The organism is Pseudomonas sp. NPDC089918 (assembly GCF_050280605.1).
Taxonomy (GTDB): Bacteria; Pseudomonadota; Gammaproteobacteria; order Pseudomonadales; family Pseudomonadaceae; genus Aquipseudomonas.
Map to the genome: position 1 here is coordinate 56,686 of NZ_JBNNVP010000013.1, position 18,739 is coordinate 75,424.

19 protein-coding genes and 2 pseudogenes are annotated in these 18,739 nt (G+C 57.2%); 16 read left to right on the forward strand and 5 right to left on the reverse strand.

The window, feature by feature from the left end; genetic code table 11:
- Positions 1–38: 38 nt before the first annotated feature.
- The 5 genes from ACQKPC_RS11835 (at position 39) to ACQKPC_RS11855 (ending at position 4,108) form a co-directional block, all read left to right on the forward strand.
- The gene (locus ACQKPC_RS11835) at positions 39–1,553 is read left to right on the forward strand and encodes an amidase (protein WP_427624723.1); all 1,515 of its coding nucleotides are present in this window, start codon (positions 39–41) and stop codon (positions 1,551–1,553) included.
- 76 nt (positions 1,554–1,629) lie between these two features.
- Positions 1,630–2,262 (forward strand): nitrile hydratase subunit alpha, encoded by a 633-nt coding sequence (gene nthA / locus ACQKPC_RS11840; RefSeq protein ID WP_427624724.1) that lies wholly within the window; start codon positions 1,630–1,632, stop codon positions 2,260–2,262.
- A gap of 19 nt (positions 2,263–2,281) precedes the next feature.
- Positions 2,282–2,935, forward strand: a complete 654-nt coding sequence (gene nthB, locus ACQKPC_RS11845; RefSeq protein WP_427624725.1) for a nitrile hydratase subunit beta — start codon at positions 2,282–2,284, stop codon at positions 2,933–2,935.
- Positions 2,936–2,943: 8 nt separating this feature from the next.
- The gene (locus ACQKPC_RS11850) at positions 2,944–3,372 is read left to right on the forward strand and encodes a nitrile hydratase accessory protein (RefSeq protein ID WP_427624726.1); all 429 of its coding nucleotides are present in this window, start codon (positions 2,944–2,946) and stop codon (positions 3,370–3,372) included.
- Between the two features lie 58 nt (positions 3,373–3,430).
- On the forward strand, positions 3,431–4,108 hold the full coding sequence (locus ACQKPC_RS11855; protein WP_427624727.1) for an energy-coupling factor ABC transporter permease: 678 nt from the start codon (positions 3,431–3,433) through the stop codon (positions 4,106–4,108).
- 315 nt (positions 4,109–4,423) lie between these two features.
- Here the strand turns inward: ACQKPC_RS11855 and ACQKPC_RS11860 are convergent.
- The 4 genes and pseudogenes from ACQKPC_RS11860 to ACQKPC_RS11875 all read right to left on the reverse strand — a co-directional run.
- Positions 4,424–4,855 (reverse strand): annotated as a pseudogene (locus tag ACQKPC_RS11860) (thiamine pyrophosphate-binding protein); the annotation flags it as partial.
- Positions 4,856–4,923: 68 nt separating this feature from the next.
- Complete coding sequence (locus ACQKPC_RS11865; RefSeq protein WP_427624728.1) at positions 4,924–5,655, reverse strand: ABC transporter substrate-binding protein; 732 nt, start codon at positions 5,653–5,655, stop codon at positions 4,924–4,926.
- A gap of 338 nt (positions 5,656–5,993) precedes the next feature.
- Positions 5,994–6,893, reverse strand: coding sequence for a DMT family transporter (locus ACQKPC_RS11870; protein WP_008075485.1), 900 nt, complete (start codon positions 6,891–6,893; stop codon positions 5,994–5,996).
- A gap of 176 nt (positions 6,894–7,069) precedes the next feature.
- On the reverse strand, positions 7,070–8,140 hold the full coding sequence (locus tag ACQKPC_RS11875) for an SDR family oxidoreductase (RefSeq protein ID WP_427624729.1): 1,071 nt from the start codon (positions 8,138–8,140) through the stop codon (positions 7,070–7,072).
- A 74-nt stretch (positions 8,141–8,214) separates the two neighbouring features.
- On the opposite strand from ACQKPC_RS11875, the gene ACQKPC_RS11880 reads away from it, so the two are divergent.
- The 3 genes from ACQKPC_RS11880 to ACQKPC_RS11890 all read left to right on the forward strand — a co-directional run bounded on the left by ACQKPC_RS11880 (position 8,215) and on the right by ACQKPC_RS11890 (position 10,227).
- A complete protein-coding gene (locus tag ACQKPC_RS11880) occupies positions 8,215–8,604 on the forward strand; it encodes a MerR family transcriptional regulator (RefSeq protein WP_123494942.1) in 390 nt (129 codons plus the stop codon).
- A 343-nt stretch (positions 8,605–8,947) separates the two neighbouring features.
- On the forward strand, positions 8,948–9,430 hold the full coding sequence (locus tag ACQKPC_RS11885) for a GNAT family N-acetyltransferase (RefSeq protein ID WP_032830703.1): 483 nt from the start codon (positions 8,948–8,950) through the stop codon (positions 9,428–9,430).
- 182 nt (positions 9,431–9,612) lie between these two features.
- Positions 9,613–10,227, forward strand: coding sequence for an alpha/beta fold hydrolase (locus ACQKPC_RS11890; protein WP_427624730.1), 615 nt, complete (start codon positions 9,613–9,615; stop codon positions 10,225–10,227).
- A 575-nt stretch (positions 10,228–10,802) separates the two neighbouring features.
- Here the strand turns inward: ACQKPC_RS11890 and ACQKPC_RS11895 are convergent.
- Positions 10,803–11,582 carry an SDR family NAD(P)-dependent oxidoreductase gene (locus tag ACQKPC_RS11895; protein WP_427624732.1) on the reverse strand — a complete coding sequence of 260 codons (780 nt, stop codon included), beginning with the start codon at positions 11,580–11,582 and terminating at the stop codon, positions 10,803–10,805.
- A gap of 216 nt (positions 11,583–11,798) precedes the next feature.
- On the opposite strand from ACQKPC_RS11895, the gene ACQKPC_RS11900 reads away from it, so the two are divergent.
- The 8 genes and pseudogenes from ACQKPC_RS11900 to ACQKPC_RS11935 all read left to right on the forward strand — a co-directional run bounded on the left by ACQKPC_RS11900 (position 11,799) and on the right by ACQKPC_RS11935 (position 18,401).
- A complete protein-coding gene (locus ACQKPC_RS11900; protein WP_427624733.1) occupies positions 11,799–12,299 on the forward strand; it encodes a response regulator transcription factor in 501 nt (166 codons plus the stop codon).
- A complete protein-coding gene (locus ACQKPC_RS11905) occupies positions 12,296–12,601 on the forward strand; it encodes a response regulator (RefSeq protein ID WP_427624734.1) in 306 nt (101 codons plus the stop codon). The genes ACQKPC_RS11900 and ACQKPC_RS11905 overlap by 4 nt, the downstream gene beginning before the upstream one ends.
- 357 nt (positions 12,602–12,958) lie before the next feature.
- A complete protein-coding gene (locus ACQKPC_RS11910; protein ID WP_008075462.1) occupies positions 12,959–13,612 on the forward strand; it encodes a hydrolase in 654 nt (217 codons plus the stop codon).
- A gap of 71 nt (positions 13,613–13,683) precedes the next feature.
- Positions 13,684–14,688, forward strand: coding sequence for an MBL fold metallo-hydrolase (locus tag ACQKPC_RS11915; protein ID WP_427624735.1), 1,005 nt, complete (start codon positions 13,684–13,686; stop codon positions 14,686–14,688).
- Between the two features lie 135 nt (positions 14,689–14,823).
- The gene (locus tag ACQKPC_RS11920; RefSeq protein ID WP_427624736.1) at positions 14,824–16,113 is read left to right on the forward strand and encodes an OprD family porin; all 1,290 of its coding nucleotides are present in this window, start codon (positions 14,824–14,826) and stop codon (positions 16,111–16,113) included.
- Positions 16,114–16,133: 20 nt separating this feature from the next.
- A pseudogene (locus tag ACQKPC_RS11925) lies at positions 16,134–16,358 on the forward strand (RHS repeat-associated core domain-containing protein); the annotation flags it as partial.
- Between the two features lie 34 nt (positions 16,359–16,392).
- Positions 16,393–16,737 (forward strand): cupin domain-containing protein, encoded by a 345-nt coding sequence (locus tag ACQKPC_RS11930; protein WP_192344462.1) that lies wholly within the window; start codon positions 16,393–16,395, stop codon positions 16,735–16,737.
- Positions 16,738–17,024: 287 nt separating this feature from the next.
- Complete coding sequence (locus tag ACQKPC_RS11935) at positions 17,025–18,401, forward strand: NfeD family protein (protein ID WP_427624737.1); 1,377 nt, start codon at positions 17,025–17,027, stop codon at positions 18,399–18,401.
- The last annotated feature ends 338 nt before the right edge of the window (positions 18,402–18,739 follow it).

The window sequence follows — 18,739 nt, forward strand, 5'->3', positions numbered from 1 at the left end:
GCCAACCCTGCGGGTTGGCACAGGACACAGGACATCCCATGGCCATCATCCGCCCGACGCTCGAACAAGTGCAGGATCTCGCCAGCCGCCTGCACATACAGCTGACCCCCGAGCAAGCCAGCGAATACCTGGCGCTTATGCAATCCAGTTTTGATGCCTACGATCTAGTCGACGAGTTGCCAGATTTCATCCCTTCAGTGCGCTACGAGCGCAGTTCTGGTTACCGCCCTTCAAGCACGGATAATCCGCTAAACGCTTGGTATTACAGAACTGAGGTGATGGGCGCCAGTTCGGGCAAGCTTGCTGGCAAGACGGTCGCGCTCAAAGACAACATCTCTCTGGCCGGTGTCCCAATGATGAACGGTGCCGCACCACTGGAAGGTTTCGTACCGTCGTTTGATGCCACCGTGGTGACGCGTTTGCTCGACGCTGGAGCAACGATCCTCGGCAAAGCCACCTGTGAACATTACTGCCTCTCCGGTGGTAGCCATACCTCAGACCCAGCGCCTGTGCACAACCCTTTTCGCCATGGTTTCACGACGGGCGGTTCGTCTTCGGGCAGCGCGGCGCTTGTGGCGACGGGCGCGGTCGACCTGGCTATCGGTGGAGACCAAGGCGGTTCCATCCGCATTCCTGCCGCATGGTGCGGCATTTATGGAATGAAGCCCACCTTCGGTTTGGTGCCCTATACCGGGGTCATGGCGATCGAGTCCACTTTCGACCATGTCGGCCCCATGACGAGCAACGTACGCGATAACGCTCTCATGCTCGAAGTGATGGCCGGAGCCGACGGGCTCGACCCTCGCCAGACCGCCCCAAAGGTCGATGTCTATTGCGATTATCTGGAACGAGGCGTGATCGGACTCCGGATCGGGGTTCTCCAGGAAGGCTTCCAACTCGCTAACCAGGATCCACGTATCGCAGAAAAGGTACGCAGCGCTATCGCCCAGCTTGAGGCTTTGGGCGCGCGGGTCGAGGAGGTATCGGTTCCCGAACACAACCTGGCGGGATCGTTATGGAGCCCTATCGGCTGTGAAGGCCTGACCATGCAAATGATGCATGGTAATGGAGCGGGTTTTAACTGGAAGGGGCTTTACGACGTGGGCCTGCTGGACAAACAGGCCGGTTGGCGCGATCAGGCAAACGCATTGTCGCCGTCACTCAAGCTTTGCATGTTCGTGGGCCAGTTCGGTCTGGAGCGCTACAACGGCCGCTACTACGCCAAGGCCCAGAACATTGCGCGCTTTGCCCGAGCCGCCTATGACAGGGCGTTGAACACCTATGACCTGCTCGTCATGCCGACTGTGCCAATCACCGCTCAGCCGCTCCCTGAACCGGGTTCTTCAATCACCGAGACCGTCACGCGTGCGTTGGAGATGCTTGGCAATACGGCCGCTCAGGACATTACCGGGCACCCAGCCATGTCGATCCCTTGTGGCCTGGTGGACGGACTGCCCGTGGGGCTGATGTTTGTCGGAAGACATTATGCCGAAGGCACCCTCTATCAAGCTGCAGCCGCATTCGAGGCCTCTGTCGATTGGCGGACGTTGTAAACCCGCGCATCGCATTGGCGAGCAAACACCGGCAAGTCGCACTGAAAGTGAGTATCAACTTCAGAGGAGCCAATACATGAGCCATACCCACGAACATCATCACCATCACGACCACACCGAGCCCCCCGAGGCCATCGCCTTGCGTGTCAAGGCACTCGAATCCCTGTTAATAGAAAAGGGCTTGGTCGACCCAACCGCCATGGATGCTCTGGTGGACACTTACCAGCACAAGGTCGGCCCGCGCAACGGCGCTCAGGTGGTCGCCAAGGCTTGGTTCGATCCCGATTACAAACATCGGCTGCTGGAAGATGCCACTGCGGCCATTGCCGAACTGGGTTTTTCCGGCGTGCAGGGCGAAGACATGGTGGTGGTGGAGAACACCGCGACCGTGCACAACGTGACGGTCTGCACCCTGTGCTCCTGCTACCCCTGGCCGACCCTGGGCCTGCCCCCAGCCTGGTACAAATCCGCGCCCTATCGGTCACGGATAGTCATCGATCCGCGCAGCGTGCTGGCCGAATTTGGTTTGATTATTCCCAATGAAAAGGAAGTTCGCGTCTGGGACAGCAGTGCTGAGTTGCGCTACCTGGTACTGCCGGAACGTCCGGCTGGCACTGAAGGCTGGAGCGAGGAACGACTGGTCGATCTGGTGACTCGTGACGCCATGATCGGCACTGGCCTGCCCAAGACGCCGGGCGACGAAGCCTGACCCCGAGAAGGAGAAAACCATGAACGGTGTACACGACTTAGGCGGTATGCACGGTTTCGGCCCAGTGCTCACCGAAGAAAATGAACCCGTCTTCCATCACGACTGGGAGCGCAGGATCTTTCCGCTGTTCGCCTCGCTCTTCGTCGGCGGACACTTCAATGTCGACGAGTTCCGACACTCCATTGAACGCATGGATCCGGCTGAATACTTGCAGTCGAGTTACTACGAACACTGGCTTCACGCCTTCGAGACCCTGCTGCAGGAAAAAGGCGTGATCAGCGCTGCCGAACTGCAGGGCACGGTCAAGCCAACCTCTCCGGCACAGCCCCCAACGGTGCTCACACCGGATATCGTCGAGGCGGTGATCCTCGGAGGCGCCACTTCACGGGCAAAGGAACCTGTCGGCGGCCGCTTCCGGGTCGGTGACCGGGTACGGACGAAGAACCTCAATCCAACCACCCACACCCGACTGCCGCGCTACGCGCGCGGCAAGGTCGGGACCATCGAGATTGCACACGGCGCGTTTGCCACCCCAGACACGATGGCCCACGGTCTAGGCGAACAACCCCAACAGGTCTATGCCGTTCGCTTCAGTGCTACAGAACTGTGGGGAGTGGCGCGACCGGACAGTGTTTGCATTGATCTTTGGGACAACTATCTGGAGGCCGTATGAGCGCCAGCATGCGTCACATCCCCCCAATAGCCGGTCTGTCTCTCGACTATGAAGGCCCGGTGTTCGACAAACCTTGGCAGGCCCAGGCTTTTTCCCTGCTGGTACACCTGCACCAAATCGGTCTATTTCCCTGGAAGGACTGGGTGCAGGTATTCAGCGACGAGATCAAGGCGAGCCCAACGCAACCCGGAGAAAGCGTCAACGACACTTACTACCGGCAATGGATCGCAGCCATGGAAAGAATGGTCACCACACTCGGTTTAGCGGGTATGGAAGACATCACCCAGCGCAGCGAGGAATGGCAGCAAGCTTACTTGAATACCCCCCATGGACAACCGGTAACGCTGCTCAACGCGAGTTGCCCACCGGCCCATGGAAACGGGCACGAACACCTGCCGCGGCACGAGCCGGTAGCGATCAGCCGTGCCACAAGCTGAGGACGGAGCCGTCCTATTTTTTACTTTCGAGGTCGGAAGCGGCCAAGGAGCAATCGTCATGCATATCGAACCTAATCTGGTGGAAGCTGGAAAAATCTGGCTGAGCTATGTCACTGCCGCAGGTGTCGGCGCCTACACCCTCAAACTCGCTGCGCAAGCCATCGGTGAGCGTGGTGTCTTCTCGCTGCTCGCTCGCACTGTCACTGCCACGGCCCTGGTATTCAGCTTCTTCGAGCTACTACCGCACCATCCAGTCGGCGTCTCCGAGGTCCATCTCATTCTGGGGTCAACGTTGTTTCTGCTGCTCGGCACCGCACCTGCGGCAGCGGGTCTCGCCCTGGGACTGCTGATCCAGAGTCTGTTCTTCGCTCCATTTGACCTGCCGCAATACGGCATGAACGTCACCACCCTTCTGGTACCGCTGTTCGCAGTCGCCGCCCTGGCAAAACGCATCATCGCGCCAAACACGCCGTATGTGGAACTGAGCTATAGACAAGCTCTGGGGCTGTCGACAGCCTTCCAGGCCGGCATTGTCGCCTGGGTTGCCTTCTGGGCCTTCTACGGGCAAGGCTTCACAGCAGAAAACGCAATGTCAATTCTTACCTTCGGCAGTGCCTACATGACCGTCGTCACCCTCGAACCGCTGTTGGACCTGGCCGTTCTGGCCGGTGCCAAGGCAACACATCGCCTGCGTGGTAGCACGCTGGTCGAGCGCCGGCTGTACCAGGCCGCCTGAGTCGACGTACGCCAGTCCAAGTCAGACTGTCCCCGGGCATTCGAAGACCGTAATGCTCGGGGCGTCAAGAGCAACATCCCCCCGCAACCTCGTGAGCAAAATTAGAGGTATTTGATGTTTTTCAGAAATAGCACCCGCAAGGAACTGAAGCTGCTCGGCGACAGGCTGGAGCAACCCGACGGTAAGGGGTATCGATAACGGCGAAAGATTCGTTACTGCGACGGGTACTGGATGGCATAGAACGCCTGCTCGCCGATCGCACGGCGCTCCGGGCCAGCGTGGTCGACCTTAATGCTAAACAGCAACGCCTCAAGCTTCAGCTTGGTGAATACGAAACGCAGCTGCACGATCAAGAACAGCTTTGGCAATTGTGTACTTGGTCAGCGGCTGCATCATGCCGACCACATCGAGAATCTGGAATCGGCCCTGCTTGGACTTCTTGATCGGCTTCTGGCCGGTGATCATCAGCATCGGCATGCCGCCCAGATACGCGTACGCGCCCGCGGTTACCAGGTTGGTCGCCCCCGGTCCCAGGGTGGCCAGGCTGACGCCGGTCTTGCCCGTCAGACGGCCATAGGTGGCCGCCATAAAACCTGCGGACTGCTCATGGCGCGTCAATACCAGCTTGATACTGGAGCGGCGCAACGACTCCAGCAGATCCAAGTTTTCTTCACCGGGAATACCGAACACGTACTCGACACCTTCGTTCTCCAGGCATTGCACAACGACATCCACGGCCTTGGCCATTTCTCCACCTCAATATCTGTGAGCGCTTGCGCGCGATTTACCACGTTTAATCAGCGGCAAGCGCTATTTCACACCGATGGAACTACGGTCACATCAGCCTGACCGCTTTGGTCCAACGCCGAACGAACGAAACCTTCAGCCTTCTTGCGTTCAACGAAGTCCCGGACATATGCCGCACCTGCGTCATGACCACGTGGTACTGCCATGGCCTGCCGGATGGAGGTAAAAGCACCATCGATGACACGATAGTTCGCATTGTCCGCAGCAACAGACTCCAGGGGTTGGCGAACGCCCGCGGCCGCATCCAAAACCTGTTCAATATACAAGTCCACGGCTCCGGCCGAGGTTTGCGCACGTACGAGCTGCGCATGTTTCAAAGTACGAGTGAGGAAAAGGTCGTAGGCTGCGCCTTTACCGACCGCCAGCCGCAGTCCAGGCTGATCAAGATCCTCAACTGTTTGGTAGGGGGAATCGACGGCGACCAGGTAAGTCCCTTCGATGATCACGTAAGGCTCGCTGAACGCGATCTGCTCTTCTCGCACCGGTTCAATAGCAAGAAAAGCAATGCGCCATGCGCCCTGCTCCAGAGCCGCAAAGACCTTGCCCGCGGCATCGAATGTGACCATTTCCAGGCGCACGCCCAGCTCTTCAGCCAATGCTTTTGCCAGCGCAACAGACACGCCTTGCGGTATACCATCCGGCCCTTTTTGGGCCAGTACAGGGTTGCCAAAGTTAATGGCAGCGCGCAGGACGCCGTTTGGCGCCAACTCATCGATTACCACCGGGTCGATAGCATTCATCTTTTGCTCCATGAGTGAAGGTCACTGAGAGCCCTACCAGATCGGTAAGGTGTAGGAAACGATTAGGCGATTTTCACCGGCACCACAGGCAAACCTGGATCGGTGACTTGCATAGAGCGGGAAATCTCGATTCGCGTCGGCAATGCCATCGCCGCTCGCCATTGGCTTTGACTGGCGGCACCAATGAAGGCGCCGCGAGCTCGATCAACCGTCAGCGCGCTTCATGACTGATAGTGCCGGCAACTTCGGAGGCGCTCTTGTTGGAAACGCGCATGAACACGGTCATCAGAAAGCCAAGGAGCAACAACGCGCTGAGAAACAGCAGATCCGAAAATAGCTCACTCGGTCGAAGGGACGGATGCTTTGCTGCCCAAGCGGATTAGTTCATTGGAGAAACACAGGCCGACGATGATCAGTGCCGCTCCCGCGTACAGGCTTTCGCGCGGTACTTCGTTGAGCGCCACAAACGCCAGCAGCGCGGCGAACAGTGGCTCGGTCAGCTCCAGCGCTTGCACTTGGGATGGCTTGAGATACTCGATGGCCTTAGTGGTGCAGAAGAAGCCCAGGATAGTCGGCAGCGTGGCCAACGCCAGCAGCGCGGCGATCGCCAGCGGCGACAGCTCGCCCATCGCGAAACCATCGGCCGCAGCCGGCATCAGCAAGTACAGGCTGCCAAAGAACAACAATTGTCGGGTGAAGTGCAGCCCCCCCGACACCCCCATACGCTTCATGGCAACCGAAAAGGCCCCATAGCCGGAACCGGCCATGGAGGCGAGCGCAGCACCTTGCAGGGTAAAGCCCTGCTGCAGGTCGCCGCCGAAGATCACCGAGATCCCAGCGATAGCCAGTGCGGCACCAACGGTAGCGTTCGCGGTGATGGCATCCTTGAGGAAAATGCGCCCCAGAATGATCGAGGAAATTGAGGCACTGGCCATCAGCACCACCACCACACCTGCCGCAGCGTAGTGTCGATAGGCGGACGTTTCGAAATGGAACAGCACAAAGATGCCAAGGAATGCGCAGATAGCCGCCTGAGTCCATTTGGTCGACGCCGCCGGGCGCTTGAGGAAAAACAATAAGATCGAGAGCAGCACGCAACCCAGTACGGTCTTGATGACAGCGACACTGCTAGCGGTGAAACCATTACTCATGAGTATTTTGCTGAGTACACCGATCGTTGCGTTCAGTGCCGCAGCGGAGAGTGCAAATATGACGCCTTTGCTGAAAGTAGATTGCATTGATGACGATCCCTGTCGCTGAATTGTCGTTCGATAGAATGCCGCCCTATATCGACGGCGCAAAGTTTGAGGATACGAAGATCCCACCAACCCCAGTATTTATTGTGGCATAAGCTGGATCGCCCAGTAGGATGCTATTTGCCTTCTTGTCGCCGCCAAGGGAGAAGTCAGAGGGCCTAGCCCTTGGCTATGCAATATGAGTTGACGAACGCTGCAGTGTGCTGCAAAGACTGACGTATATCCGGTTTGGCTATTCCATGCCTGTTGGCAAATTGCTCGACCGCCGCTGTATCAAAACGAGTGGTCTGGATAAAGTCCAAGGCTTCGGGTTTTGTGTTCAAAAACCACGCAACGGGAGGAATACTCAGTAGCAACTTCAGCAATCGGAGTGAAATGTGATGCTTGGGAGACTTTAAGCCCAAAGGTTGTGCCACCTGTATCAGGAGTTCTCGCAAGTTTGGAGTTTGGTCATCAAGCGCCAACAGTTCCTGGCCCACCATGGCAGGATCAAAAGCGCAAACTGCCACCAGCTCAACCAGGTAATCCACGGTGACCAGTGGCAGCCAGTGGTCGGCGGTACCGGGCACTGCAGTCAGCTTTCCCTGCACAAGGTTGCGTATCAGCTCCACCAGCGGCTGACCGTCAAGGATATGCCCCGTGCGGCTGTGGCCACAGACAGTCGCAGGGTGGACAACGGTAATCTCCCCGCCCTTGGCGGACATGACCTCCAGGGTCGCAAAATGCGCCTCCAGCTTGCTTCCCTCGTAACCACCGACCTGTCGGTAGACGGCAGGCCAATTCGTCAACTCTGGATGACGAGGATCAATTCCGATGCGTTGCAGATGTTCATGATTTTTCAGCATGTAGCCGCCGATCATCACTAAACGGCTTTTTTGCTCAGCCGCCAACAGCGCCACGCGCTTTGCCCCTTCCACATTCACCGCACGAGAATGCTCCACTGAAAGCCCCCATGCGAAGTGGGCGCCTAGGTGGAATATGACTCTGGCGTGCCTTAGCACTTCTCGGTCAGCAAGACTCAGCCCGAGGTTGTCCCGTTCCAGATCGCCAGCTACGGCAAATACCCGGGTTGCGCACCCTCCCAAATTATCGACTTGCTCCCGCAGTGCAGCTAGTCGCTCTGGGCGACGCATCAACACCCGAATGGTGTGACCTTTTGCACTCAGGTACGCCACCAAATGTTGACCGACGAAGCCGGTACCCCCCGTGACAAAGCACTCCACGCTCATTTCCCTGCTCCTTGTTTAAGGTGAGAAATCAAGCGTAAACTATCGACCCAACTCTATAGTCAAGCGGTGTTTTCATGAAAATCGGCGAACTCGAGGCCCGCAGCGGCGCCAGCCGCCATACGCTGCGTTACTACGAGCAAATTGGCCTGATCTCACCGCTGCGGCAAACTAACAAATATCGCGTTTACACAACGCAAACTCTGCAGGATCTGGACTTTATCCAGCGTGCGCAAAGCATGGGTTTTTCCCTAGGGGAAATAGGCGAGATTCTGGATGCGCAGCGGAACAAGCTGATCGATTGTGCTGACGGCGCTAAGCTAATTGAAAAGAAGATGGCAGAGATCAAACAGAAAATCGCCAACCTCCAAAGCATTTATCGGTATCTGGATGAAGAGCGTGCAAACCTCGAAGCCAGTGCTGCCAAGCAACTTGAGCTTCAGCAGCTGAACAACTCTTCCAACTGAACTGTCAGCATCTGGGAAACGAAAGCTGCAGCCTGCCTCCAGTTTCAAGCCCATCGCTTACGCATTTTCTAAAACCTTGTAGCCAGGCCCTGGACGGTAAGCGTCCGCCCAAAAGACCTTGCGTGGTTAAACGGACGCCCGCTACGCGGCAGCTACTCGATAATCTCGTCGGCCGCCGCATCGGCAGTCGCGTGAACACGCCCCTTAAATACGCAGTAAGCCTCCGGCGAACACATCCCCTGAAGCTGATATGGAGCCATCGCCTCCATTGAACCGAGGCAGTAGTGGTTATGCGGATTCTGTTTTCTATAATGACTGACCGGCCATGTTTAGGGTGCTTGTTATGCCAGCCTCCGCTGATCAAAACTCCGCTGTCGTTTTATGCGCAGCTTCCAATAACGACCTGGAAGATCTGGTAGCCATCAGGATTGAGGCCATGCGCGAGAGCCTTGAGCGGCTTGGACGATTTAACCCAGATCGTGCGCGCGAACGATTTCTTGGTGGGTTCGACGCTAACAGCACACGCCGCATAGAAGTATCAGGTGATCTGGTCGGTTTTGTCGTTATCAAAGACCATCAGAGCGAGCTTCTGCTTGACCACTTGTATGTGATACCCAGTGCTCAAGGAGCAGGAATCGGTTCTGAAGTTCTTACTCAGATTTTCAGAGAGGCTGATGAGATAGGGCGTCCCATCAAGGTTGGTGCTCTCAAGGAAAGCGCTTCAAATCGTTTTTACACTCGCCATGGCTTTGTGTTCGTCGAAAGCGGTGAATTCGATAATTATTATGTCCGGATTAACGGTAATGCCGTTAATTTGGGCGACTAGGCAAATCTTGATACGGTGCCCCGTCAGAGGTTGCACCGTTAGATGGGCATCCACCTGTGCGGCAGTAGGTCGGTAATCTCATTCGCCCGCTGCGTCGGCAGGCGCGTGAGAACATCCTTCATCGTGGCATCCATTTTTTCCTCCTGCTGACTCTCTCAATCCCACCTTCAAGGACCGAACCTGTGATCGCATCCCCCGCCAAACTCCTCTTCCTGCCCGGAGCCTCAGGTAACACCCGGTTTTGGCATCCGGTTGCTGAGCGCTTGGCCCACCCGGCGCAGCAGGTCCATATCGGCTGGCCCGGCTTTGGAGACACTCCGCCGTTGCCTAGCGTGACTGGCATGCATGATCTGGTGGCTCGCGTGCTGGCCGAGATCGACCGGCCCACAGCGCTGGTGGCACAGTCCATGGGCGGCATAGTCGCTGTGCTTGCAGCGCTTGAACGCCCTGAGCTGATCACGCACCTGACGCTGACCGTCACCTCTGGCGGGGTGGATATGTCTGCTCTGGGCGCGCATGACTGGCGCCCGGATTTTGCTGCCACCAACCCGACACTGCCGAGTTGGTTTCTCGACGACCGCACCGACCTCACGCTCCGGTTGATCGAGTTGCGCATGCCAGTCCTGCTCCTCTGGGGAGATTCTGATCCGATCAGCCCCGTTCGCGTCGGCCAGCGCCTTGCTCAACTGTTACCTCGTGCTGAACTACACGTTTTCCCTGACGCCGATCACAATCTGGGCTTTACTCACGCAGCCGAAGTGGCGAGGTTGATCGAGAGACATCTGGCCTGCTGGTAAGCGGAACACTTGTTGCCACCGCGTCGGACTGATTGTGCGACACCGTGCGTTTCAAGACCTGGTGGACAAACAACCTTAGGCATATCGCTCTAACTTCGCCGGATACTCTGCGCAAACCGCGTAGAGATGAAAAAAAATCAAAGCATAATTAAAAGTGCACGAACCAACATTGACTCTATGACATGTGATTTCGCACCTCGTTGACCACCTGCTCTGGGTCGTTCTCTGCCGACTGTGACAGGCAGAAATCGGCCAGGAGTGGTCAGTCGAAGCCAATATGATGGCGTTCCCCCTATATCGGCGTTTGGATAAGCTCGAAGCCTTCAAACGCAGCGAGCTTTGAAACCGTAATGGCTGCTCGTGGCGATAAAGGCGGAAAATTTTCATTTTCAAAGCGTATAGGCGCGTCAGCGCCTTCCTTGTTTCTCGAAGAAAAACGTGGAAACCCATTCTTCGAGGTGTCGTCGCGCCATTGAATGCCCAGGGGGGACACTAGCCTTTCACGTCTCTTTACTTGGCGGCGCGGTATTCAAATATCGTTTCCTCAAACTGCAAAGACTTAAGCTCCCCTGCCCTCAACGGGGGCTTTTGTTCTCAGAGAGGCAGTTGCCCCCGTCGACCACGAGAAGCTCGCCCGTAATGTAGCTGGACTCTGGAGAAGCAAGAAAAGCTACCGCCGCAGCGACCTCGTCTGGTCTACCGGCACGCCCCACGGGAACATACTGCGCGGCGGTCATTTCCTCTGCGGTGCTGGACTGCGTCGCGATCCACCCAGGGGCAACAGAGTTCACGGTGATACCGTATGGCGCGACTTCCAGCGCCAAGCTCATGTTCATGCCCACAATCCCCGCTTTCGCCGCCGCATACGCGGCCTCGCCAGGGTTGCTGACGCGGGTGCCGGTCGTAGAACTGATATGGACGATACGTCCGTAACGACGATTCTGCATCCCCGGCAACACAGCGCGGGTCAGCAAAAATACAGTGGTCAGATTACGGGCAATCGAAGTGTTCCACACATCGACGCTCATATTGGCCACTTCAGAAAACGTTTCGGCTTCACCCTGAATCGCCATACCGGCGTTGTTCACGAGTACATCGATTCGCCCCCATAGCGATTCCGCCCAAGTCACCAGTTCGACGACCTGAGCCGGCTGAGTGAGATCTGCAGCGCGTCCTTGCACCTCATAACCTGCCGCGATCAGTTCCGCGACGCGATCATGGATACGGGCACTGCTGCCGGTGATGATCAGCTTCGCGCCCGAGTCCCCAAGCCGTCGCGCGATAGCTAGACCAATCCCATGTTCGCTGCCAGCTCCACTGACCAATGCGACCTGACCACTCCAGTTTTTGAACATTACAATGCTCCACAGGGTTACACAGGAAGTACTGTCTGACAGTCCAGAGTAGATGCTAGCTGCCCGCATCGATGCACTAAAGATTGTGAGCGGCAGCATTCGGCCAGACTGTGATGCATTGATAGCCTGTATGCGCGCTCAGTCGAGTAGGCCTTTACCTCATGAACTACTCAGGCTCCACACGCAACAATGAACGCATGACACAAGGATATTCCGATGACACTGGCTGACCTGCAACGGCTATCCGTATCTCAGAGCGAACTGGTTCTTCCCTATCTCCACGCGATTAACGCTGCCGGGCTTCCGTGGCCGGTCATTTTCATGACCGGTTTCGGCACCATCCCAATGTCGGTGCAAGCCATGAAAGCGGGAGCGGTGGAATTCCTGACCAAATTGTTTAATGACGACCAGTTGCTGGACATCCTGCGCACCACCCGTCAGCGTGCAGCGACGGCGTTCGAGCAATGGCAACGCATTCAGAGCGCCCGTCAAAGGGCGGTCCTGTTGACACCCCGTGAGCGCGAAGTACTGCCGTTGATTGTCGCAGGGCTGTCCAACAAGCACATCGCCAACCGGCTAGGCACCAGTGAAGTCACCGCCAAGGTCCACCGCAAACACATCATGGAGAAGATGCAGACGCGTTCGCTGGTCAGTCTGGTCAGCCTGTATGGCCTGATCAGCGCAGAGCCGGCGTCAGCCATGCAGGGTTCTTCATGACTATCGATACTGGCGGCGCCGCCCCCGGAGTGTCCGGCGAGGAATTCCTGGCTCTCGAAAACTTCAATGATGTGGCCTGTCTGCTGCTGGATGTGAAAATGAAGGGTCTTTCCGGAATAGAGGTCATGCAAGCGCTTGCACTCCTGGACAGAAAGTTTCCGGTGATAGGCATGTCGGCATACTGGGATGAAGCGACACTGACTGAATCCAGCCGCTACGGCGCCAGTGAATGCCTGCGCAAACCCTTCAGCGGCGACGCGTTGTTGACTGCTGTCGAGATTGCGCTTCAACCCCGGCACTAGAGTCATCAGGATAAATACCGCCAGTGCTCGCACCCTCACCTGTGCCGGAACAATTCGACAACACCACAATTCAGGCCGCTACAGGTCCACATCACTGGACGTGAATCATTTCCCCTCACCTGCAGTCGTCAAGTGACGCCCATCGCTGCCGTCACCCGATAAGCGTTCCGCTGTCTTATCGAGAAAACCACACGCTATCGCACAAACATCCCAAACCACAGCACACCTGTTCAATCTCGGCCTTGTGGAATGTGTGACCATCTCCCCACGAAAGACCCGATGACTTTTTCATCAGCTCAACGGCACTTGTCGTCGAGCAACCCAAATAACCCTCGCCAATACTTAAGGAAAAATATCATGGCCCTCGCAAAAGCAGCTCCAGGCAAAACCCTTCTTACCCCAACTGACCATACCTTGATCATGATCGACCATCAGTCGCAAATGTCCTTCGCGACCAAGTCGATTGATGCTGTGACCCTGCGTAACAACGCCGCGCTGGTAGCCAAGGCCGCCCGGGGCTTCGAAGTGTCGACCATCCTCACCACCGTTGCCGAAAAAAGCTTTTCCGGCCCGATCTTCGACGAGATCAAGTCAGTGTTTCCGGACCACAAAGTGATCGACCGCACCAGCATGAACACCTGGGAAGACGAACGCATCGCCGTAGAAGTCAACGCCTTCGGAAAACAGAAAATCGTCCTCGCCGGTCTGTGGACCTCCGTGTGCATCGTCGGCCCGGCGCTGTCAGCTATCGATCAAGGCTTTGAGGTGTACTTCATCGCCGATGCCTGTGGCGATGTCTCCATTGAAGCCCATGAAATGGCCGTGCAACGCATGATCCAAATCGGCGCCCGCCCAATGACAGCACTGCAATATCTGCTGGAGCTGCAACGTGACTGGGCTCGCAGCGAAACCTACGAGGAAACCGTCAAAACTTCGATCGCCAATGGCGGGGCCTACGGCCTGGGGCTGATCTACGCCAAAACCATGTTCCAGGCCTCTGAAGGCCATTGAGCAATGACAGCGGCTGCGCACAGGCGTAGCCGCTTTTTCACGCCTTTCTCATTGCAACCAGGACGCAAGCCATGAGTCTTCTCAAACACCTCCCCTCCTACTTCAAGGGCTCACTGATGGCCCTGGGTCTCACGATTGCAGGCAATCAAGCCCAGGCGGCGCCACCGCTGCCACTGCAAACCCAGGCCCCCGGCTATCAACGCCTGGCGGTGGGTGAATACGAAGTTACCGCGATGTTCGATGGCTACAGCGACCTCGGGCCGACGCTGCTTAAAGGCCTTTCGCAGAAAGACATTCGCGCCATGCTCGAACGCAAGTTCATTTTTACCCCCGGCATGCCGACCGCGTTCAACGCATTCCTGATCAACACCGGTAAAAACCTGGTGCTGGTGGATGCCGGTGCCGGTGCTTGTTTCGGCGGAACCGCGGGCTGGCTGCCCGACAACATCCGCGCTGCCGGTTACCAACCTGAGCAAGTGGATACCGTGTTGCTCACCCACATGCATGTCGATCATGTCTGCGGCCTGATCAATACCAAGGACGAGCCGGTGTTCGCCAACGCCACCGTGTATGCAGCGAAACCGGAGGCCGATTACTGGCTCAGCCAGGAAAACCTGGACAAGGCCCCAAAAGACGCCCGTGGCTTCTTCGAGGTCGCCCGTAAATCGGTGGCCCCCTATGTCGCCGTGCACCGGTTCAAAACCTTCACCCTCGAGCAGTCGCTGGTGCCCGGCGTGACCGCGGTCAGCCTGCCCGGCCATACACCCGGCAGCAGTGGTTACACGTTCAGCTCCAACGGCCAGAGCATTCTGTTCATGGGTGACCTGGTCCACAGCTTCGCCGTGCAGTTCCAGCATCCAGAAGTGAGCATCGGTTTCGATGTCCAGGGTAAACAGGCCGTCGTGACGCGTGAAAAACTGTTCAAACAGGTCGCTCATGACCGTACCTGGGTTGCTGGTGCTCACTTGCCCTTCCCTGGTATCGGGCATATCAGCGGTCGCGAAAAAGCCTTCGCCTGGGTGCCCGTCGAATACGGTCCTTACCAGCGACCGAAAAATGTTCCGCTGATCCAGTGATCCCCCCTGGACATAATCCTACTTCACCGCGGGAGTTCCCACTCCCGCCCTGCATATAAAGGTCCGTGTGCAGTGCTGATATATGCATCCAAAAATCTCAACGCGACCGGACCCAGGGCGCCCTTGTGGTTGGGCATGTTGCTCACCAGTACAGCCGGAACCGCGATAGCCGCCGAGCCTGTACACACCGCACAAGGTTCGCTGGCAGGGTCGACGCTCGAGGTGCTCAGCCGAAACTTTTACCTCAACAATGACTATCGATCGCCCTCGCCGGCAGACAAGAGTTACAAACAGGAATGGGCTCAGGGTTTCGTCACCTCGTTCGAATCCGGGTTCACCCCTGGCATGATTGGAGTGGGTATCGACGCCCATGGATTTCTCGGCTTGAAACTGGACGGCGGCAAGGGGCATTCCGGAACGGGATTGTTGCCTCTGGATCATGACGGACACAGCGAAGACAATTACTCCAGTGGTGGTGGAGCCCTGAAGTTGCGAGTCTCTCGCACCATCCTGGCGTTCGGTGAAATGACTGTGGAAACTCCGGTGTTCGATACGGCAGACAAACGCTTGCAACCGGAATACGCCACGGGCTTGTTGATCGACAGCCGTGAAATCGATGATGTGCATCTGGTAGCCGGTCACTTCACTGCTTTCAAGAATCTGGATGCGTCCACCAGCAAGGGCGACTTTTCCGGCTACGGTGTGAGCACCGGTACGGGCGGCATCGATTTTATCGGGGCCAGCCTGTTCGAAGATCGCCCAGTGGGGGGTGCCTTTTATGCGTCGCAACTGAGCGACACCTGGCGTCAGTACTACGCCAACCTGTACCTGAAACAGTCCGGTTTTTTCCTCGACGGCAATCTTTACCACACTCAGGATTATGGCGAGGCCGTAGCAGGAGCGATCAATAACAGCGCCTACAGCCTGTCGGGCAAATACACCACCGGAGCCCAAGCCTTCACCCTCGCCTATCAAAAAATCAACGGCGACACACCCTTCGACTTCGTCGGTGGTGATTCCATCTACCTGGCCAACTCGATCAAGTACGCTGATTTCAACGGCCCCCATGAACGCTCCTGGCAGGTGCGCTACGACTTCGACCTCGGCACTTTCGGCCTGCCCGGCTTGAAATTCATGGCCCGCTACGTGACCGGGCGTGGCATCGACGGTACCCAGGCACCCAAGGGCGGCGCTTATAACCCGTTCGACCCGCGCACTGGCGATTACCAACCTCAGCAAGGGGATGGCGGCCGGCATTGGGAACGCGATATGGACCTGCGCTACATCGTGCAGTCAGGCCCGGCCAAGGACTTGTCCGTGCAGCTGTCCCATGTGACGCATCGAGCAAATAACGCTCAGGCCGGCGATGACATCGATCGGGTTTATGTGGTTATTGAGTACCCGCTCAAGCTGGGATCGCTTTGAGCCTTCAAGGTATTAGCCCCCAGCGCCGCTATACTTACGACGCCAACGGCAACCTTGCCGGTATCGACGACAGCCGCAAAGGCAACCGCAGCTATCACTACGATCCGCTCGACCGCCTGATCAACGTCCGTGGCACCACCCCGGAAAGCTTCGTCCATGGCCCGGCAGGCAACCTCCTCGGCCAAGGCGAACAACCAACCGCGAACCTGGCCAACGTCAAAGGCGACCGATTACACCTTTTAGGATGTGTACTTCTAGTCAGGCAGAGAGGAGAGCACGATGAGCAACGAACAGGAGGCACCTGAGACCAAAGGTGTTGCGGTGAAGTTACTTGCAACGGTAGACCTCGGCCCTGAGATCGAGGGCATGGCAGGGCGCCAACTTAGAATGCGTATGGTGACCATCGAGCCTGGAGGCGTCTTCGGGCCGATTCACAACCATAAGGACAGACCAGGCACCGTCTACATACTGCAAGGAACGATCACTGACCATCGAAATGGAGTCGCCACGGACTATGGGCCGGGAGTGGGCTGGCCCGAGGATAGGAACACCACACACTGGCTTGAGAACAGAGGCACGATTGCGGCGGTGGAGATCTCGGTCGATATTGTCAGGCAACCGTAAGCTCAGGCCCGACAACACGGTCGGGCCTGATACGCGACTCAACGCCAAACTGATGCGCCAATGGGCCGGATCACCGACATGACCCGGGATTCTGACGGTTCACCAGCAACCTGATCACTCTGATTGACCTGCCAACCAATGGCGACAGGGCATGTCGTTCGAAATGTTCAGAATCGCCCCTATCTCCATAGGTAATGGACTAACCTCCGCGCGTGCATCACCCATGACTGACTCAACTACGCTTTGAGTGAGGGTTGCTGGCTGTCATACCCGCAACTGGAGGTCCCGTGAACAGTCACTGGTGGTGCCGCCTGCTCTTGCTAATAATACTGATCGGGTTACCGACGGGTTCGACGACGGCTGCAGGCAGTGTCGTGGTACTGACCGTCAACGATGCTATTGGTCCGGCCAGTGCCGACTACGTGGAGCGCGGCTTGGCGCGTGCGGTGACCGAGGGCGCGCAGTTGGTGGTCATCAGCCTCGACACCCCCGGCGGGTTGGACACCTCGATGCGCTTGATTATTAAGGCGATTCTGGCCAGCCCCTTGCCAGTGGCAAGTTTCGTCGCCCCCAGTGGCGCACGTGCGGCCAGCGCCGGCACCTATATTTTGTATGCCAGCCACATTGCCGCGATGACCCCCGGCACCAACCTGGGCGCTGCTACACCGGTGCAGATCGGTGGCCTGCCCGGGACTGCGCCCGAATCGCCGGGCCCACCCACCACCGACAAGAATTCTGCGCGTGAGCTGCAGGACACCATGACTCGAAAACAGATCAACGATGCGGCGGCTTACATCCGTGGCCTTGCGCAACTACGCGGACGCAATGCCGACTGGGCCGAACAAGCGGTACGTGAATCGCTCAGCCTGTCGGCCCACGAAGCGCTCAAACTCAAGGTGGTCGATTATGTGGCCAATGACGTGGCAGACCTGCTCAAGCAACTGGACGGCAAGAGCCTGAATGTCTCTGGTCAAATGTTGAAGCTGAACACCGCCGGGGCTGCACTCATCGACCATGCGCCTGATTGGCGCACACAACTGCTGGCGGTGATCACTAACCCCAGCGTGGCGTTGCTGCTGATCATGTTCGGGGTCTATGGCTTGATCTTCGAATTCATGAACCCAGGGTCGGGTGTTGGTGGGGTGCTCGGTGGCATCTGCCTGTTGCTGGGGCTGTATGCCCTGCAATTGTTGCCCGTGAATTACGCCGGGGTCGGACTGATTCTGCTAGGGATCGCCTTCATGATCGCCGAGGCGTTTCTACCGAGTTTCGGTGTAATCGGCTTCGGTGGGGTGGTTGCTTTTGTAGTTGGCGCAGTGATTTTGATGGACACCGATGTGCCGGGCTTCGGCATTCCGTTGACGCTGATCATCGGCATGGCACTGATCAGCGCCCTGTTGCTGATGACGCTGGTCGGCATGGCGCTCAAGGCCAGACACCGTGCCTTGGTCAGCGGCGATGCGGGCTTGGTCGGCAGCCAGGCCACGGTGACGGGACTGCTGCCGGGTCTGCCGATGAGCGGCTGGGTGCAACTGCAGGGCGAAAGATGGCAAGTTCAGAGCCGCTCGCCCCTGCACCTGGGCCAACAGGTCCGGGTGGTGGCGCGCAAGGGCGTGATGCTGGACGTTATTGCGCTGGATGAACCGCCATCGCGAGGAGGTTGATGCGTGTCCGGCCCCGACTGGAGAGTCACGGAACAGCCAAAGAAAGACTTTTCTTTAGACGAAAAAATGGACCTCTTTCCAGAGATCCATTTTTTAATGCTTGGAGCAGGAAACGAAACTCCCATCTAGCGTCCGACATATTGAAACCCAAGGGGTTTCTTTTATTCCTGAAGCAGGAATGGATTTATTTTCAAGGTGTATAAAGATTTTTGAAATCGTCACTCCCCCTTTCAAATACATCAGCCAACTTATTTAATGCATAACCCTGCATCAAATCATTGAAGGCGATCAACACTCCATCGCGCCGCCCCCGAACAAACACGCCTATTACCCATCAT

What these genes read in the sequence shown, in the direction of transcription:
- ACQKPC_RS11875 (WP_427624729.1), bottom strand. Translation starts at nt 8,140, where the DNA reads ATGAGCGTGGAGTGCTTTGTCACGGGGGGTACCGGCTTCGTCGGTCAA.
- ACQKPC_RS11895 (WP_427624732.1), bottom strand. Translation starts at nt 11,582, where the DNA reads ATGTTCAAAAACTGGAGTGGTCAGGTCGCATTGGTCAGTGGAGCTGGC.
- ACQKPC_RS11850 (WP_427624726.1), top strand. Translation starts at nt 2,944, where the DNA reads ATGCGTCACATCCCCCCAATAGCCGGTCTGTCTCTCGACTATGAAGGC.
- ACQKPC_RS11870 (WP_008075485.1), bottom strand. Translation starts at nt 6,893, where the DNA reads ATGCAATCTACTTTCAGCAAAGGCGTCATATTTGCACTCTCCGCTGCG.
- ACQKPC_RS11915 (WP_427624735.1), top strand. Translation starts at nt 13,684, where the DNA reads ATGAGTCTTCTCAAACACCTCCCCTCCTACTTCAAGGGCTCACTGATG.
- ACQKPC_RS11865 (WP_427624728.1), bottom strand. Translation starts at nt 5,655, where the DNA reads ATGAATGCTATCGACCCGGTGGTAATCGATGAGTTGGCGCCAAACGGC.
- ACQKPC_RS11835 (WP_427624723.1), top strand. Translation starts at nt 39, where the DNA reads ATGGCCATCATCCGCCCGACGCTCGAACAAGTGCAGGATCTCGCCAGC.
- nthA (WP_427624724.1), top strand. Translation starts at nt 1,630, where the DNA reads ATGAGCCATACCCACGAACATCATCACCATCACGACCACACCGAGCCC.
- nthB (WP_427624725.1), top strand. Translation starts at nt 2,282, where the DNA reads ATGAACGGTGTACACGACTTAGGCGGTATGCACGGTTTCGGCCCAGTG.
- ACQKPC_RS11885 (WP_032830703.1), top strand. Translation starts at nt 8,948, where the DNA reads ATGCCAGCCTCCGCTGATCAAAACTCCGCTGTCGTTTTATGCGCAGCT.
- ACQKPC_RS11920 (WP_427624736.1), top strand. Translation starts at nt 14,824, where the DNA reads ATGTTGCTCACCAGTACAGCCGGAACCGCGATAGCCGCCGAGCCTGTA.
- ACQKPC_RS11900 (WP_427624733.1), top strand. Translation starts at nt 11,799, where the DNA reads ATGACACTGGCTGACCTGCAACGGCTATCCGTATCTCAGAGCGAACTG.
- ACQKPC_RS11880 (WP_123494942.1), top strand. Translation starts at nt 8,215, where the DNA reads ATGAAAATCGGCGAACTCGAGGCCCGCAGCGGCGCCAGCCGCCATACG.
- ACQKPC_RS11910 (WP_008075462.1), top strand. Translation starts at nt 12,959, where the DNA reads ATGGCCCTCGCAAAAGCAGCTCCAGGCAAAACCCTTCTTACCCCAACT.
- ACQKPC_RS11855 (WP_427624727.1), top strand. Translation starts at nt 3,431, where the DNA reads ATGCATATCGAACCTAATCTGGTGGAAGCTGGAAAAATCTGGCTGAGC.
- ACQKPC_RS11905 (WP_427624734.1), top strand. Translation starts at nt 12,296, where the DNA reads ATGACTATCGATACTGGCGGCGCCGCCCCCGGAGTGTCCGGCGAGGAA.
- ACQKPC_RS11930 (WP_192344462.1), top strand. Translation starts at nt 16,393, where the DNA reads ATGAGCAACGAACAGGAGGCACCTGAGACCAAAGGTGTTGCGGTGAAG.